Annotated in this window: 15 protein-coding genes; 2 read left to right on the forward strand and 13 right to left on the reverse strand. The window is 48.0% G+C overall.

The features are described 5' to 3' along the window. Positions 1–150: 150 nt before the first annotated feature. Together A0126_RS19560 and A0126_RS19565 are read left to right on the forward strand one after the other, a co-directional pair. Positions 151–552 carry a hypothetical protein gene (locus A0126_RS19560; protein WP_239456769.1) on the forward strand — a complete coding sequence of 134 codons (402 nt, stop codon included), beginning with the start codon at positions 151–153 and terminating at the stop codon, positions 550–552. A gap of 11 nt (positions 553–563) precedes the next feature. After that, positions 564–1,016, forward strand: a complete 453-nt coding sequence (locus A0126_RS19565; RefSeq protein WP_239456770.1) for a hypothetical protein — start codon at positions 564–566, stop codon at positions 1,014–1,016. A 71-nt stretch (positions 1,017–1,087) separates the two neighbouring features. On the opposite strand, the gene A0126_RS13035 is transcribed toward A0126_RS19565, so the two are convergent. From A0126_RS13035 to atpF, 13 genes are all read right to left on the reverse strand, one after another. Continuing rightward, positions 1,088–2,011: a siderophore ABC transporter substrate-binding protein gene (locus tag A0126_RS13035; protein ID WP_088837960.1), complete on the reverse strand. Its 924-nt coding sequence runs from the start codon at positions 2,009–2,011 to the stop codon at positions 1,088–1,090. 20 nt (positions 2,012–2,031) lie between these two features. Next, positions 2,032–2,790: an iron ABC transporter ATP-binding protein gene (locus tag A0126_RS13040; RefSeq protein WP_088837961.1), complete on the reverse strand. Its 759-nt coding sequence runs from the start codon at positions 2,788–2,790 to the stop codon at positions 2,032–2,034. Next, positions 2,787–3,734: an iron chelate uptake ABC transporter family permease subunit gene (locus A0126_RS13045; RefSeq protein ID WP_088837962.1), complete on the reverse strand. Its 948-nt coding sequence runs from the start codon at positions 3,732–3,734 to the stop codon at positions 2,787–2,789. Before A0126_RS13045 ends, A0126_RS13040 begins: the two co-directional genes overlap by 4 nt. After that, the gene (locus A0126_RS13050; RefSeq protein WP_088837963.1) at positions 3,721–4,677 is read right to left on the reverse strand and encodes an ABC transporter permease; all 957 of its coding nucleotides are present in this window, start codon (positions 4,675–4,677) and stop codon (positions 3,721–3,723) included. The genes A0126_RS13045 and A0126_RS13050 overlap by 14 nt, the downstream gene beginning before the upstream one ends. Positions 4,678–5,650: 973 nt before the next feature. Further along, positions 5,651–6,631: a rod shape-determining protein MreB gene (gene mreB, locus A0126_RS13055; protein WP_088837964.1), complete on the reverse strand. Its 981-nt coding sequence runs from the start codon at positions 6,629–6,631 to the stop codon at positions 5,651–5,653. Positions 6,632–6,805: 174 nt separating this feature from the next. Then, positions 6,806–8,110: a UDP-N-acetylglucosamine 1-carboxyvinyltransferase gene (murA, locus tag A0126_RS13060; protein ID WP_029331739.1), complete on the reverse strand. Its 1,305-nt coding sequence runs from the start codon at positions 8,108–8,110 to the stop codon at positions 6,806–6,808. Positions 8,111–8,343: 233 nt separating this feature from the next. Continuing rightward, positions 8,344–8,577: a DUF1146 domain-containing protein gene (locus A0126_RS13065; protein WP_029331740.1), complete on the reverse strand. Its 234-nt coding sequence runs from the start codon at positions 8,575–8,577 to the stop codon at positions 8,344–8,346. A 309-nt stretch (positions 8,578–8,886) separates the two neighbouring features. Further along, positions 8,887–9,300: a F0F1 ATP synthase subunit epsilon gene (locus A0126_RS13070; protein ID WP_088837965.1), complete on the reverse strand. Its 414-nt coding sequence runs from the start codon at positions 9,298–9,300 to the stop codon at positions 8,887–8,889. A 26-nt stretch (positions 9,301–9,326) separates the two neighbouring features. Further along, positions 9,327–10,745, reverse strand: a complete 1,419-nt coding sequence (atpD, locus tag A0126_RS13075; RefSeq protein WP_088837966.1) for a F0F1 ATP synthase subunit beta — start codon at positions 10,743–10,745, stop codon at positions 9,327–9,329. Between the two features lie 36 nt (positions 10,746–10,781). After that, positions 10,782–11,633, reverse strand: a complete 852-nt coding sequence (atpG, locus tag A0126_RS13080; protein ID WP_088837967.1) for an ATP synthase F1 subunit gamma — start codon at positions 11,631–11,633, stop codon at positions 10,782–10,784. A gap of 58 nt (positions 11,634–11,691) precedes the next feature. Continuing rightward, complete coding sequence (gene atpA, locus A0126_RS13085) at positions 11,692–13,200, reverse strand: F0F1 ATP synthase subunit alpha (protein ID WP_029331744.1); 1,509 nt, start codon at positions 13,198–13,200, stop codon at positions 11,692–11,694. Between the two features lie 19 nt (positions 13,201–13,219). After that, positions 13,220–13,753, reverse strand: a complete 534-nt coding sequence (locus tag A0126_RS13090) for a F0F1 ATP synthase subunit delta (protein ID WP_088837968.1) — start codon at positions 13,751–13,753, stop codon at positions 13,220–13,222. Then, positions 13,753–14,286: a F0F1 ATP synthase subunit B gene (gene atpF, locus A0126_RS13095; RefSeq protein ID WP_088837969.1), complete on the reverse strand. Its 534-nt coding sequence runs from the start codon at positions 14,284–14,286 to the stop codon at positions 13,753–13,755. The genes A0126_RS13090 and atpF overlap by 1 nt, the downstream gene beginning before the upstream one ends. Positions 14,287–14,379 lie beyond the last annotated feature (93 nt).

Genomic DNA, 14,379 nt, shown 5'->3' on the forward strand with positions numbered 1-14,379 from the left:
ATGGTAATTCCGAGGTCAAGCAACAACTTCTAATATACACTTCACAATGTGAAATGTCTAGGTTTTGAACTGATGCAATAGTCTCAAAGACTATTGATGGATACCTATTTTAAGCAAACGAACCGATAGTAGGAGTACCATGCAGAAGGAGTGAACACTAGTTTTCTCGTCAGTCTCGTCTGCGTCTCGTTTTTCAGTCTGTTGCTGCCGTCAAGCGGTCAAGCCGCTCTCCCCGTCACGCGCCATACGGTGATGTGGTCGATTCCGGAAGCGTCCATCCCCGTGAAAATTAATCAGCTCGCCAACCGGCAGATGAAGCGTGTCTATCTTCATGTTGCTGTGGAGGGGGACCTGATTCTCTATCGAACATTCGTCGAGGCCGCGCATGCAGCAGGAATTGAAGTTTACTTCCTGTTCGGACAACCACGCTGGATTACGAATGAAGGCGCGACCTTCCGACCGAATGCCGAAGACCCGCTCGCCTGGATTACCCTGTATCAAAGTGAGACGATGCAGCATCCGGATGGAATCAGCGTCGATCTCGAACCGTAGGCCTTACCGGAGTGGACGACGAATCAATCTGCCGTTATCGCTTCTTATCAACGAATCCTGACTGCCTTTCAGGAGCGGGCAACGATGGAAGGGCTACCGCAACTCTTTCTTCCGTTTTGGTTCCTACGGTCACGGATGTCTCCGGACGTCCTGTCAGTGCCTGGGCGATGGATCTTGCAAGCGAAGTGACCTTAATGAGTTACCGGACTGTCTACGGTGGTGGAAACGGCTTATCCGCCATCACGCTCGTCGATACGTTGTATGCGGCAAACCACCAGCACAACCTGTCGTACGCTCTCGAGTTCACGGAACTACCGGAGACACCGAGCATCACCTTTTATGGTCAGTCACGGCAAGCCTTGAACCAACTCGTCAATCAGACGATGAATAGCTCCCTCCCCCCGCGTGCCATCGTCTATCATGACTTTGAGGCCTATCAGGCGTTCATGCAAAATACGAAATGATTGATTGGCAAGATTCTTTAAGCTATTGATGAAAAAAAGCTCAGTCCTTCACGGATTGAGCTTTTTTGCTGTTACAGTGCTGTTTTGATTTCTTCCAACATTTTTTCGATCGATTGGATACCGCCACCAGACAGATACCACACGTCTCCACTCAAGTAGACGACCTTATTATTTTTGACGGCATCGACGTTTTTCAATAATTCATTGTCCATCGCTTGTTTCGCCGTTGCCCCTTCACCGATTGCTTCTCCACGATCGATGACGAAGATGATGCCCGGATTTTTTTTGACGATGTATTCGTACGAGACATCTTGTCCGTGGACGGCTTGATCAAGAGTCGTATCGATTGCTTTTAAACCAAATGCATCGTAAATCAAGCCAAAACGAGAGCCCGGTCCGAACGCACTCATGCTCTTATCCCCTGCGAGCAGGACAAGTGACTCAGGTGCTTCTTTAGCATCCTCTTTGACTGCCGCGATTTTTTCATCTACTTCTTTTAATGCAGCTGTCGCTTCTGCTTCTTTTCCGAACAATTCACCGAGCATGTTGACGTTATCTTTGAACGATGTCATGTAATCCTGTGTATCGATTCCTACATAAATCGTCGGTGCAATCTTGCTGAACTCTTTATACATTTCCGATTGACGGGCTGAGATCAGGATGACGTCTGGTGCAAGTTCACTGATTGCTTCAAAGTTTGGTTCTTTTAAACTTCCGACGTTCGTATACTGCTCTGCTTCATATTGCTTAAGATAGGCTGGAACGAGTTCTTTCGGTAGACCTGCCACTTCGACACCGAGTTCATCGAGTGTATCGAGTGCACCAAAATCAAAGACGACGACTTTTTTCGGGTCTTTGACGACCTCAGTTGAACCTAATTCATGTTTGATTGTCATTTTTTCGTCGCTTGAAGCGGCTGATTCATTTGTTCCTTTTCCACACGCACCGAGTGCGACGACACAAATTGCAATAACGAGTAAGAACCACTTTTTCATGTTAATTGATCTCCCTTATGTTAAGTATAGTAGAGGCAAATTTTATGATCATCCATCTGTTCCAACGTTAAATCCATTTCATACAGGTTTTCGAGTAACGACTGTTCCATCAATTGCTCTGTCGGACCCGTCGCAACGATTTGTCCTTCTTTCATCGCGACCATCTGATCCGAGTAAACGGATGCGAAGTTCAAGTCGTGTAAGACGACGACGATCGTTTTATCTTCCTCGTCGACGAGCTTCCGGAGTAACTTCATCACCTGGACGGCATGACGCATGTCGAGGTTATTCAATGGTTCGTCGAGCAAGATATAATCCGTATCTTGGGCAATTACCATGGCGATGAAGGCACGTTGCTTCTGACCTCCGCTGAGGGCGTTGATTTGTTTATCTTGCATCTCTTCGAGGCCGACGTATGCAATCGCCCGATCGATTTTCTCGTGATCAAGGGCGGTCAGTCGTCCTTTCGAATACGGAAAACGACCAAACCCGACGAGCTCACGGACCGTCACACGCAGTCCGAGGTGATTGCTTTGTTTTAAAATCGACAGTCGCTTCGCCAAGTCATCTGACGGAAATTGACTGATTGCCGTCCCCTCCAGTGTGACGACGCCCGCATCCGCTTTCGCGAGACGGCTAATCATTGAGAGGACCGTACTTTTACCCGCACCGTTCGGTCCGATGAAGGATGTCAATTTACCTTTCGGGATCGTGAACGTCGCCGCTTCGACGACGGTCTTCGTTCCGAACCGTTTCGTGATGTTGTCAATCGTAATCATCGGTCGACTCCTTTCAGCAAGAGATAAATAAAGTAGCTACCACCAATCAAGTTCAAGATGACACTGAGCGTCGTCGAGAAGTTCAAGACGTGCTCGACAATCAACTGCCCCCCGACTAACGCGATCACACCAAGTAAAACTGTCGCGACCGCTAAAGCGTGATGGCGGTACGTCGGGATGAGTTGATAGGCGACGTTGACAATCAATAGCCCTAAAAACGTAATCGGTCCAATCAAGGCCGTTGCAATCGAAATATAGATGGCGACGATGATTAACAGACGTTTGACGATTTTTTCATACGGAATGCCCAAGTTAATCGCATGGTCGCGTCCGAGTGCCAATACGTCGAGGAAGCGGACATACCGCCAAAGCCAAGCCGTATTCAAGACGAGGAGGACTGTCGTTAACATCAATAAGTCCGAATCGACGTTGTTGATGCTCGCGAACGAGCGATCTTGCAACAATTGAAATTCGTTCGGGTCCATCAGCAGTTGAAGGAACGAGGTGATGCTACCGAAAAACGTTCCGAAGACGAGACCGACAAGGAGAAGGAAGTAGACGTTCCGCCCCTCCCCTCGGAACAGCAATTGATACAGCACGATCGCAAAACCGACCATCAAAAGAATCGTTGCGACGAAGCGGACTTCGATTCCGACTTCAAGCAGGATTGAGCTGCCGAACAAAAACAAGAGTCCGGTTTGAAGCAACATATACAGTGAATCGAGACCGATGACGTTCGGTGTCAAAATCCGGTTCATCGTCACGGTTTGGAAAATCAAGGTCGAGACCCCGATCGCGACACTCGTGACAAGCATCGCTGCTAATTTTGTAAAGCGCCTTGGAATGACGTATCCGAGTGCCCCTTGTAAGTTCAACGTCATATAGCCAACCATGCATAATAACGCGAGGACGCCCAGCCAAATCAATCGTTTACGATAAGCCATAACGATCCCTCCTAAACAAGAGGTAGAGGAACAAGCCACTCCCGATCGTCCCGACCATCAAGCTAATCGGAATCTCATACGGTGCAATCAACAGGCGGCCCGCAATGTCACAGACGAGGACGAACAAGGCACCGAACAGAGCCGTTAACGGTAACGTCTTTCGTAAGTGATCGCCGTACCAAATCGAAATCAAGTTCGGCACGATCAGACCAAGAAACGGAATCACACCGACCGATAAAATCACGGCTGAAGCGATCAATGAAACAATCGCCAGCCCAAGCTGCATGACACGCTTATGGGAGATACCAAGATTTTGTGAAAATTCTTCGCCCATTCCGACAATCGTAAACCGGTGGGCATAACGATAAGCGACGAACAGCAACGGAACAGTTATGTAAAGCAATTCGTAGCGTCCCTTTGTGATCATCGAAAAGTTTCCTTGCATCCATCCTTCTAAGCTTTGCAGCAAGTTAAACCGCAATGCGAGAAACGTCGTCAAGGCACCGACGATACTGCCGAGCATCAACCCGACGAGAGGAATGAAAATGACGTCCTTCATTTTGATCCGTTCGAGAATCCGCATGAACAAGAGCGAACCACCAAACGCAAATCCAAATGAAATGAGCATCTTAATCAGTGGATGTGCATCACTAAAGCCAATCATTGAAACGACGATTCCGAGTTTCGCGAAATCCATCGTTCCCGCCGTTGTCGGTGAAACGAAGCGGTTTTGTGTAATTTGTTGCATGATCAATCCCGCAATGCTCATACCCGCTCCAGCTAATAAGATACTTAAAAGTCGTGGTATCCGACTCATCAAGAACAATTCCCATTCCGTCTCGCTCCAAGATAAAATTTCTGTTAAATCGAGGTCAGCGACACCAACAAACATGGAGCCAATCGAGACACATACGAGGAGGATTCCCCAAATCATAATCGACATCGTAGTCTCCTTGTAAAGATAATGATATTCATTCTCATTGAGAACATTCTCATTCTCTCTTTTTTCCAGGCTTTCGTCAACCGTTATTCTGATATTTTTTTTAGAAAGTCTTTTTCGCGGTCACATAAAAGTGCGTTTTTTTGAACAACATTCAGTACAGTGACCTCGTGGGTTTTGAACAACATTCGCTTCTACCACGGTTCGCTTGCTTAGGGGCAAGCGGGAAGCCGCTTCGCTTTTTACAAAAGCTGCAGGGTCTCCCCTTGCTTGCTCGTGAACCTTTTCAAGGTTCACTGATTCCCTCAAGCGTCTCACCGTTTTCGAAGCAAGTTGTTCAAGTTATCCCTATTTCCGTTTAAGGCGCTACATCTTATCGATTGGCGTTCTCACTTCTATGGAAGCTCAGACACGCGTTAACCGATTTGTTCTAGAACGGCATTCGACAGAAACGCACCTGCCTAAAAGATTCGCTTCTCGTGACTCCTACGGGAAAAAGCGTAAGAAAATCTTGCGCTGTCAGAGGCAAGCGAGACCCTGCTACTTGTCCCGGTAGGATCAAGTAGCAACGGCTTGCGCCTCGCCCGAGGAAAGCACGGGAAGAAAGAATCTTCATCCCCCAACATTCTTGAATCGTTCAAGGCACTGTACTTTGTCTATCTGCAATCTAATCCGATCTATTCGAGAACGGCATTCGACAAAAACGCATCTGCCTAAAAGATTCGCTTCCCGTGACTCCTACGGGAAAAAGCGCAAGAAACTCTTGCGCTGTCAGAGGCAAGCGAGACCCTGCTATTTGTCCCGGTAGGATCAAGTAGCAACGGCTTGCGCCTCGCCCGAGGAAAGCGCGGGAAGAAAGAATCTTCATCCCGCAACATTCTTGAATCGTTCTCTACGCAAAATAAAAAGAGGTAACCCCCACAATTAAGTGAACGGTTACCTCATCGCTTGACGATTTGTGCCAAACAAGCATTTCTTATTTTCCTAAGTTATCGAGCATGATGCCTGTCCCGCGTGCGACACATAACATTGGATCTTCTGCAATCAAGACCGGTAACCCAAGCTCTTTTGCCAACAACTGATCGATTCCGTCGAGCAATGCCCCACCACCCGTTAAGATGATGCCGCGGTCGATGATATCTGCTGCGAGTTCCGGTGGTGTCTTCTCGAGAACCCGTTTTGTCGCTTCAACGATTTCCATCGCTGATTCTGCGAGTGCTTCATGAATTTCCTGTGAGCTGACCGTAATGTTATGCGGCAGCCCTGTGACGAGATTGCGTCCCCGGATGTCCATCTCTTCCTGACGTCCGTCTTCTGAGACCGTTGCGACCGTCATCTTGACGTTTTGTGCCGTCCGTTCACCGATGATTAACTTATGCCGATCTTTGATCGCCCGAATGATATCGTGATCAAATCGATCTCCTGCAACTTTGATTGTTTCGCCACAGACGATATCTCCCATCGAGAGTACTGCAACATCCGTCGTCCCGCCACCGATGTCGATGACCATATGTCCCGCAGGCATCCAAATGTCCATCCCTGCTCCGACCGCGGCTACTTTCGGTTCGACTTCGAGGAAGACGGTTTTCGCGCCCGATTTTTCTCCTGCCTGACGAATCGCTTTTGCTTCGACCGTCGTGATGCTCGCTGGTGTACAAATCAACATCCGAACGCCACCGAACATGCTGCGGACCTCAATTTTATCGATGAAGTGACGTAACATGGCTTCCGTCATCTCGAAATCTGCGATCACACCATCTTGGAGCGGACGAATCGCGACGATGTTTCCCGGTGTCCGGCCTACCATTAAATGTGCTTCCGTACCTACTGCATGAATTTTGCCGGTCGCTTTATCAATGGCGACGACTGAAGGTTCATCGAGGACAATTCCTCTTCCCTTTACATGAATGACGACATTGGCAGTTCCTAAATCAATTCCGATATCTTTTGAAAACATCTCGCGTGATCTCCTTTACCAGCTGGCTATTATTCCATAATTTAGAACGTCGTTTGGACGTCTAACCCATTTATGTATACATACCTTTCAATTTTAGCACAGGCAAGCAAAAAGAGACGACTTTCTTTTTCAGAAAGTCGTCTCTCGTTAATGAAATGGAATAATAGCTTAAGATTAAAGCTTTGTCGCTGCCGTTTCTTCGACAACCGCTGTTTCTTCCGTGATGCGCTCGACATCTGCGCCAAGGGCTTGCAGTTTCAAGTGGAAGTCAACGTATCCACGATCGATGTGATGGAGTGCACCGACACGTGTTTCACCTTCAGCAATCAAACCAGCTGTGACGAGCGCTGCACCAGAACGAAGGTCTGTTGATAAGACTTCTGCTCCTTGAAGCTGAACACCACCTGTGATGATGGATGAGCGTCCTTCGATTTTGATATCAGCATTCATGCGGCGGAATTCTTCCACGTGCATGAAGCGGTTTTCGAAGACCGTTTCCGTGATGACCGATGTTCCTTCAGCTTTTAAGACAAGCGCCATCATCTGTGCTTGAACGTCTGTCGGGAAACCAGGGTGTGGCATCGTCTTCACGTCGACAGCAACCAATTTCTTAGGTCCGACAACACGAAGCCCTTCTTCTGTATCCGATACTTGAACACCCATCTCTTCCATTTTTGAGATCAATGGACGAAGATGCTCACGCTCAGCACCGATGACTTCGACGTCACCTTCTGTGATTGCAGCTGCAATCATGAATGTTCCGGCTTCAATCCGGTCTGGAATCACATAGTGGTTGCCACCGTGTAATTTTTCGACACCTTCGATACGGATCGTTTCCGTACCTGCGCCACGGACTTTCGCGCCCATCGCGTTCAAGAAGTTCGCGAGGTCAACGATTTCAGGTTCTTTCGCAACGTTCTCGATGACTGTCGTGCCTTCAGCGAGTGTTGCCGCCATCATGATGTTTTCTGTCGCACCGACAGAAGGGAAATCAAGATAGATTTTTGCACCTTGGAGACGACCATCGACTTGTGCTTCAACAAAACCGTTTCCGATGATTGTTTTAGCGCCCATCGCTTCGAATCCTTTTAAGTGAAGATCAATTGGACGTGATCCGATTGCACAGCCACCCGGCATCGCAACGCGTGCGCGACCGAGACGTGCAAGGAGTGGACCCATGACAAGAATCGATGCCCGCATTTTACGAACGTATTCAAGTGGTGCTTCGTCTTTTAGTTCCGGTTCTGCATTGACGGTAACCGTATTCGCTTCTGCATCGAATTCAACTTGTGCGTTTAAGTTCCGTAAGACATTGTTGATTGTATAGACGTCTGCAAGACGTGGTACGTTTTGAAGGACCGATTGACCTTCTGATGCGAGCAATGTCGCAACCAACGTTTTTAAGACTGCATTTTTTGCACCTTCTACTTTTACTGTTCCAGCTAATTTACGTCCGCCACGGACAACAATTTTTTCCATTACCCATACTCCTCTGCTTCGTTTCTTTTCTATTCGTACAATTCGTGATTGGTGTTGATCATAGTTGAAAAGTCAACGAATGATAGAAAGAAACTTTCCTATAGTTATCTCTCGTGCCAAAAGCCAATACGATTTTCAGTGTCATAATCAATGTGTTTCTTCATTATAAGAATACTATCCTTTTCCATACTAATTCAGATGACCAAATTAGGGTTTACAAGGAAGTTACAAGTTCAGCCTACTAAAAATTGAAGACGTTGGGCGAATCCCGAATACTCCAGCAAAAAGCGACCGACGAGGGAACCGAGTGCAATCGCAAGCAACGTCCGTAACGCAATGGCGTGTGGACCTTTAGGATGTTGGAGGATTTTTTCCCACTTGACTGGTAAGAGTGACCACCAGGCAAGAACAATTGCCATTACGTAAACGAGCATACTCACTAAAGCACTTAAACCAATTGACGTCACGCGCTTGCACCTCTTCTTCGTGTTTTCTTCAACCTTACCATGATTTCACAAAATGAATGATTTCGCAAACAAAAAAGCACAATATGCATTTATTTTAGCGCATAAAATATATTTATTAAAGATGATTGTCACAATTTCTATAGAAGTAAGGATGAAAAGTTTGTGAATAAGAGGTCTATATGGTACTTTTACTATTTTTCGCCATCTTAAACCTGAATCGCCTTAATCCTAAAGAAAACGCTTTTAAATTGACGTTTTCTACAAAAAAAGACCCGATTTCCACGAGGGAAACCGGGTCTTTTACTTGAATCAATCGCGACCGTAGTCTTTTAAATCGAGACGGTTAATTGCCCGTTTCAATGAAAGCTCTGCGCGTTTGAACTCAAGATCTGATAATTTCGTGTCCTGGAGACGTCGTTCTGCACGAACCTTCGCAGCGGCAGCACGGTCATAATCGACCTTATCTGCCTGCTCCGCCGTTTCTGCAAGAACCGTTACAGTATCCTGGCGCACTTCCATAAAGCCACCGCTGATAGCGATCAACGTGCGTCCGCCATCTTCGTGGCGCAACTTCAAGATGCTGATGTCGAGTGGTGTTACGAGCGGTACGTGGTGCGGGAGGACCCCGATTTCACCCGTTATCGTTTTCGCAACGACCATACGGACATCGCCATCATACACTTCGCCATCCGGGGTGACGATATTGACATGAAGTGTGTTCATCTCAAGTCCCCCTTATGCTTTGTCACTTAGACAAGCGCCTTCGCTTTTTCAATCGCATCTTCGATCGGACCGACGAGACGGAATGCTTCTTCCGTCAAATCATCGTGTTTGCCATCGAGGATTTCTTTGAAGCCGCGGATCGTGTCCTTAACTGGGACGTACGATCCTTTTTGTCCTGTGAACTGCTCAGCTACGTGGAAGTTCTGCGACAAGAAGAACTGGATACGACGCGCACGGTGAACACTTAACTTGTCATCTTCCGACAACTCGTCCATACCGAGGATTGCGATGATATCTTGAAGTTCTTTATAACGCTGAAGTGTTTCCTGAACTTGACGTGCTACAGCATAATGCTCTTCACCGACGATTTCAGGTGAAAGGGCGCGTGATGTAGAAGCAAGTGGATCCACGGCAGGATAAATACCCATCTCAGAGAGACGGCGCTCAAGGTTCGTCGTTGCATCTAAGTGAGCAAACGTCGTCGCAGGAGCCGGGTCAGTATAGTCATCGGCTGGTACATAAACCGCTTGGATTGATGTAACCGAACCTTTGTTTGTTGACGTGATACGCTCTTGGAGCATACCCATCTCTGTTGCAAGTGTTGGTTGGTAACCAACGGCAGATGGCATACGACCGAGAAGGGCTGATACCTCTGAACCTGCTTGCGTATAACGGAAGATGTTATCAACGAAGAGAAGAACGTCCTGTCCTTGCTCATCACGGAAGTACTCAGCCATTGTCAAACCAGTCAAGGCAACACGAAGACGTGCACCAGGTGGTTCGTTCATCTGACCGAAGACCATCGCTGTTTGTTTGATAACGCCTGAATCCGTCATCTCATGGTACAAGTCATTACCTTCACGTGTCCGCTCACCAACACCTGCGAATACCGAGATACCGCTGTGCTCTTGGGCGATATTGTTGATCAATTCCTGGATGAGGACGGTCTTACCTACACCGGCACCACCGAAGAGACCGATCTTACCACCTTTGATGTAAGGCGCAAGTAAGTCAACTACTTTAATTCCTGTTTCAAGAATTTCAACTTTTGTTGAAAGGTTGTCGAACGTTGGTGCTTTTTTGTGAATCGGAAGACGTTCCACGCTTGCATCAAGTTCTTTTTCATCAATTGGGTTACCGAGTACGTTGAATACGCGACCGAGTGTCGCTTCACCGACGGGTACCGAGATTGGAGCGCCTGTATCCAGGACTTCCACTCCACGGCGTACACCATCCGTCGAATCCATCGCAATGGTACGGACGACATCGTCACCAAGGTGTAATGCGACCTCAAGCGTTAAGTCGATAGCCACTTCTTCTACAGTTTGCGGCGTATATTGAATACGAAGCGCGTTGTAGATGTTCGGTAAGTGTCCTTCGAACTTAACGTCGATGACAGGTCCCATGACCGCGACGACGCGGCCTTTTAAACCGAGTTCGTTCATCGTGTTTCCTCCTACCTATCATTACGTCCTTGGGGCTTACTGCTGCGCAGCTGCTCCACTGACGATCTCTGTGATTTCTTGCGTGATTGCAGCTTGTCGAGCCCGGTTGTAGACGAGAGTCAATCGACCGATCAAGTCATCTGCGTTATCTGTCGCACTTTGCATTGCTGTCATACGTGACGCATGTTCTGCTACTTTCGCGTCAAGAAGCGCACCGAAGATCAAGCTTTCCGCATAACGCGGAAGGAGTTCAGAAAGGATTTGCTCCTCACTTGGCTCATACTCATAAGTCGTCGAAGACGAAGCTTCGATTTCTCCGAGTGGGAGAAGGGTTTCGACTTTCACTTCTTGGCTGATGACAGACAAGAAATGGTTGTAGCTCAGCTTGAGTTCGTCGATTTCACCGTTCGTGAACGCACTCACTGTACGCTTCACGATTTCAGCTACATCAACATACGAAGGAGAATCGTTGAGTCCTGTGATCGCGTCTGTGACCGTGATTCCGCGTGAACGGAAGAACTGGACACCGACTTTACCGACCACATACAGAACGTAACTGTCCGTAGTGTGCTTTTCTTTGATTTCCCGGTAGACTTCACGCAGCACGTTGGCGTTATATGCACCAGCTAAGCCGCGATCCGATGTGATGACGATAAATCCAGTCTTTTTGACGGGACGTTTCTCGAGCATCGGATGGCTCGCACCTGTCGTGCCATTCGCAATGGTTCCGAGAACCTCCTGCATTTTCAGCATGTAAGGCTGGAACTTCGCGCTATGTGCTTGAGCGCGGTTTAGTTTCGACGCCGAAACCATGTTCATCGCTTTCGTGATCTGTTTCGTACTTTTCGTCGAGTTAATCCGCGTTTGTATCTCGCGCAACGATGCCATTTCGATTCACCACCTTGTTAGTATCAAGAGCGTTCAGGCGAAGCCTAAGAGTTGACCCTTAGACTGTCGCTTGGAACGTTTTCTTAAATTCTGAGATTGCTGTAACGAGTTCTTCGTCAGCCGGAAGGTTACCTGTTTTACGGATCTCATCGCAAAGCTGTTTGCGGTTTTGATCGAGCCAGAGGTTGAGTTCCTTTTCAAAACGACGAATATCCGTAACGGCAACATCATCAAGGTGACCACGAGTCAAGGCATAGATGATGATGACTTGCTTGTCAACAGTCAACGGTTGGTTAAGATCCTGTTTCAGAACCTCTACTGTCCGCTCACCACGGTTAAGCTTCGATTGTGTCGCTTTATCAAGGTCAGATCCGAACTGTGAAAAGGCTTCGAGCTCACGGTAAGAGGCGAGGTCAAGACGGAGCGTACCCGCTACCTTCTTCATCGCTTTTACTTGAGCCGATCCACCAACACGCGATACCGAGAGACCCGGGTTGATCGCTGGACGGACACCTGAGAAGAAGAGATCCGATTGAAGGAAGATTTGACCATCCGTAATCGAGATAACGTTCGTCGGGATGTAAGCCGAGATATCCGACGCTTGTGTCTCGATGAACGGAAGTGCTGTTAAGCTACCTGCGCCAAGCTCGTCGTTCAATTTCGCCGCACGCTCAAGAAGGCGTGAGTGAAGGTAGAAGACATCCCCTGGGTAAGCTTCGCGGCCTGGTGGACGCTTCAAGAGAAGCGAAAGCTCACGGTATGCAGCTGCTTGTTTTGAAAGATCATCATAGATGACAAGAACGTGCTTGCCGAGATCCATGAAGTGTTCACCCATCGCTACACCAGCGAATGGTGCGAGGTAAAGAAGTGGTGCCGGCTGTGAAGCAGCGGCAGAAACGACGATCGTGTAATCAAGTGCACCGTTTTTACGGAGTGTTTCAACAACACCACGGACTGTTGATTCTTTTTGTCCGATTGCGACGTAAATACAAATCATGTTTTCTTCTTTTTGGTTGATGATTGTATCGATGGCGATCGACGTTTTACCTGTCTGACGGTCACCGATGATCAACTCACGTTGTCCACGACCGATTGGAACGAGGGCATCGATTGCCTTGATTCCTGTCTGAAGTGGTTCGTGAACCGATTTACGTGCCATAACGCCAGAAGCTTTACGCTCGATTGGGTTATAGTGTTCCGTTTCGATTGGACCAAGACCATCGATTGGCATACCGAGCGGGTTAACGACGCGACCGAGCAATGCGTCCCCTGTCGGTACTTCCATGATGCGTCCTGTACGGCTAACTGAATCGCCTTCTTTAATATCAAGGTAGTCACCAAGAATGATGATACCAACGTTGCCTTCTTCTAAGTTTTGCGCCAAGCCCATTGTGCCGTTAGCGAATTCTACGAGCTCTCCCGACATGACGTTGTCGAGTCCGTGTGCACGAGCGATACCATCACCAATTTGGATGACCGTACCCGTCTCGTTCACTTCCATCGTAGAACCGTACTGCGCGATACGCGCTTTAAGCAGGGCGCTGATTTCTTCAGCTCTAATGCTCATGCGTTTCACCCCTATTTTCTTACGCTTTTAACAGCTCACGCTCAAGTCGCGTTAGTTTCGTTTCGATCGTGCCGTCATATGTCGTGTAACCGATTTGGACGCGAAGTCCTCCGATTACGTTCGTATCAACAACATTTTCTACTTCAAGCGTTTTACCTGATTTTTGGCCGAACGTTTCTTTCACTTTCGTGATTTCCGCGTCTGACAATTTGTATGCACTCGTCACGACGGCTGTCGCAACGTTACGGTGTTCATTCAATAACGCAATGAAATGCTCCGGCAAAGACAATACCTCCGCCGCACGGTCGTTTTCGACCATGACGAGGATGGTATTCAAAACAATCGTGTTGAAGCCCGTGAAGCTCGTCTGTAAGACTAACTTCAGCTCTTCCGCAGAAATCGATGGGTTACTTAAAACCGATGCGAGCTCTGGTGTTGCGTGGAGCACTTCGCCGAGCGTCCGCACATCAGCTTCTGCTTGCTCGAGCACATGATGCTCAAGCGCAAGATCGAAGAGCGCTTTTGCGTAGCGTCCCGCTACGTGATCACGCATTAGTTCGTGCCCTTAGTGTCAGCAAGGAATTGATCGACGAGCGCGCGCTGAGCGGCTTCGTCTGTCGCAAGCTGTGTTTTCATGACGTGGCGTGCTGCAGCGATTGCTTGAAGAGCAACATCGTTCTTCAAAGCAGCTTGTGCTTCAGCGCGTTCACGGTCGATTGCACGGCGAGCTTCTTCCTTACTCATTTCTGTCTCAAGACGTGCCTGCTCCATCGCACGTGCTTGTTCTGCCTCAGCTTGACGGCGTGATGATTCTAATAAGTCACGTGCTTCCGTACGTGCCTTATTTAATTCTTCTTGTTGTTGTTCTACGTAGACTTCAGCGTCTTTACGGCTTTTTTCAGCCGAGTTGATCTCGCTAGCCACATGCTCTTCCCGCGCTTTCATCATGTTGATGAGCGGGCCCCAAGCGAATTTCTTCAAGAGGATGAGGAGCAAGAGGAAAACGACGATCGTGACGATCATATTGGCAAGTAAAAGGTGGCTTTCTTCGCCGCCTGCTTCTGCCGCAAGATACGTAAGATTCATTCGATTACACTCCCCTCGTGGTTGGTCCAACTTCTTATATCTACATAAGGGAGCAAAAGCTCCCGTGACGGTTCACTCCTGTCGAACGAATAA

The sequence above is a fragment of the Exiguobacterium sp. N4-1P genome, from assembly GCF_002214325.1.

What these genes read in the sequence shown, in the direction of transcription:
- A0126_RS13035 (WP_088837960.1), bottom strand. Translation starts at nt 2,011, where the DNA reads ATGAAAAAGTGGTTCTTACTCGTTATTGCAATTTGTGTCGTCGCACTC.
- A0126_RS13040 (WP_088837961.1), bottom strand. Translation starts at nt 2,790, where the DNA reads ATGATTACGATTGACAACATCACGAAACGGTTCGGAACGAAGACCGTC.
- A0126_RS13045 (WP_088837962.1), bottom strand. Translation starts at nt 3,734, where the DNA reads ATGGCTTATCGTAAACGATTGATTTGGCTGGGCGTCCTCGCGTTATTA.
- A0126_RS13050 (WP_088837963.1), bottom strand. Translation starts at nt 4,677, where the DNA reads ATGTCGATTATGATTTGGGGAATCCTCCTCGTATGTGTCTCGATTGGC.
- mreB (WP_088837964.1), bottom strand. Translation starts at nt 6,631, where the DNA reads ATGTTTTCAAAAGATATCGGAATTGATTTAGGAACTGCCAATGTCGTC.
- murA (WP_029331739.1), bottom strand. Translation starts at nt 8,110, where the DNA reads ATGGAAAAAATTGTTGTCCGTGGCGGACGTAAATTAGCTGGAACAGTA.
- A0126_RS13070 (WP_088837965.1), bottom strand. Translation starts at nt 9,300, where the DNA reads ATGAACACACTTCATGTCAATATCGTCACCCCGGATGGCGAAGTGTAT.
- atpD (WP_088837966.1), bottom strand. Translation starts at nt 10,745, where the DNA reads ATGAACGAACTCGGTTTAAAAGGCCGCGTCGTCGCGGTCATGGGACCT.
- atpG (WP_088837967.1), bottom strand. Translation starts at nt 11,633, where the DNA reads ATGGCATCGTTGCGCGAGATACAAACGCGGATTAACTCGACGAAAAGT.
- atpA (WP_029331744.1), bottom strand. Translation starts at nt 13,200, where the DNA reads ATGAGCATTAGAGCTGAAGAAATCAGCGCCCTGCTTAAAGCGCGTATC.
- A0126_RS13090 (WP_088837968.1), bottom strand. Translation starts at nt 13,753, where the DNA reads ATGCGTGATCACGTAGCGGGACGCTACGCAAAAGCGCTCTTCGATCTT.
- atpF (WP_088837969.1), bottom strand. Translation starts at nt 14,286, where the DNA reads ATGAATCTTACGTATCTTGCGGCAGAAGCAGGCGGCGAAGAAAGCCAC.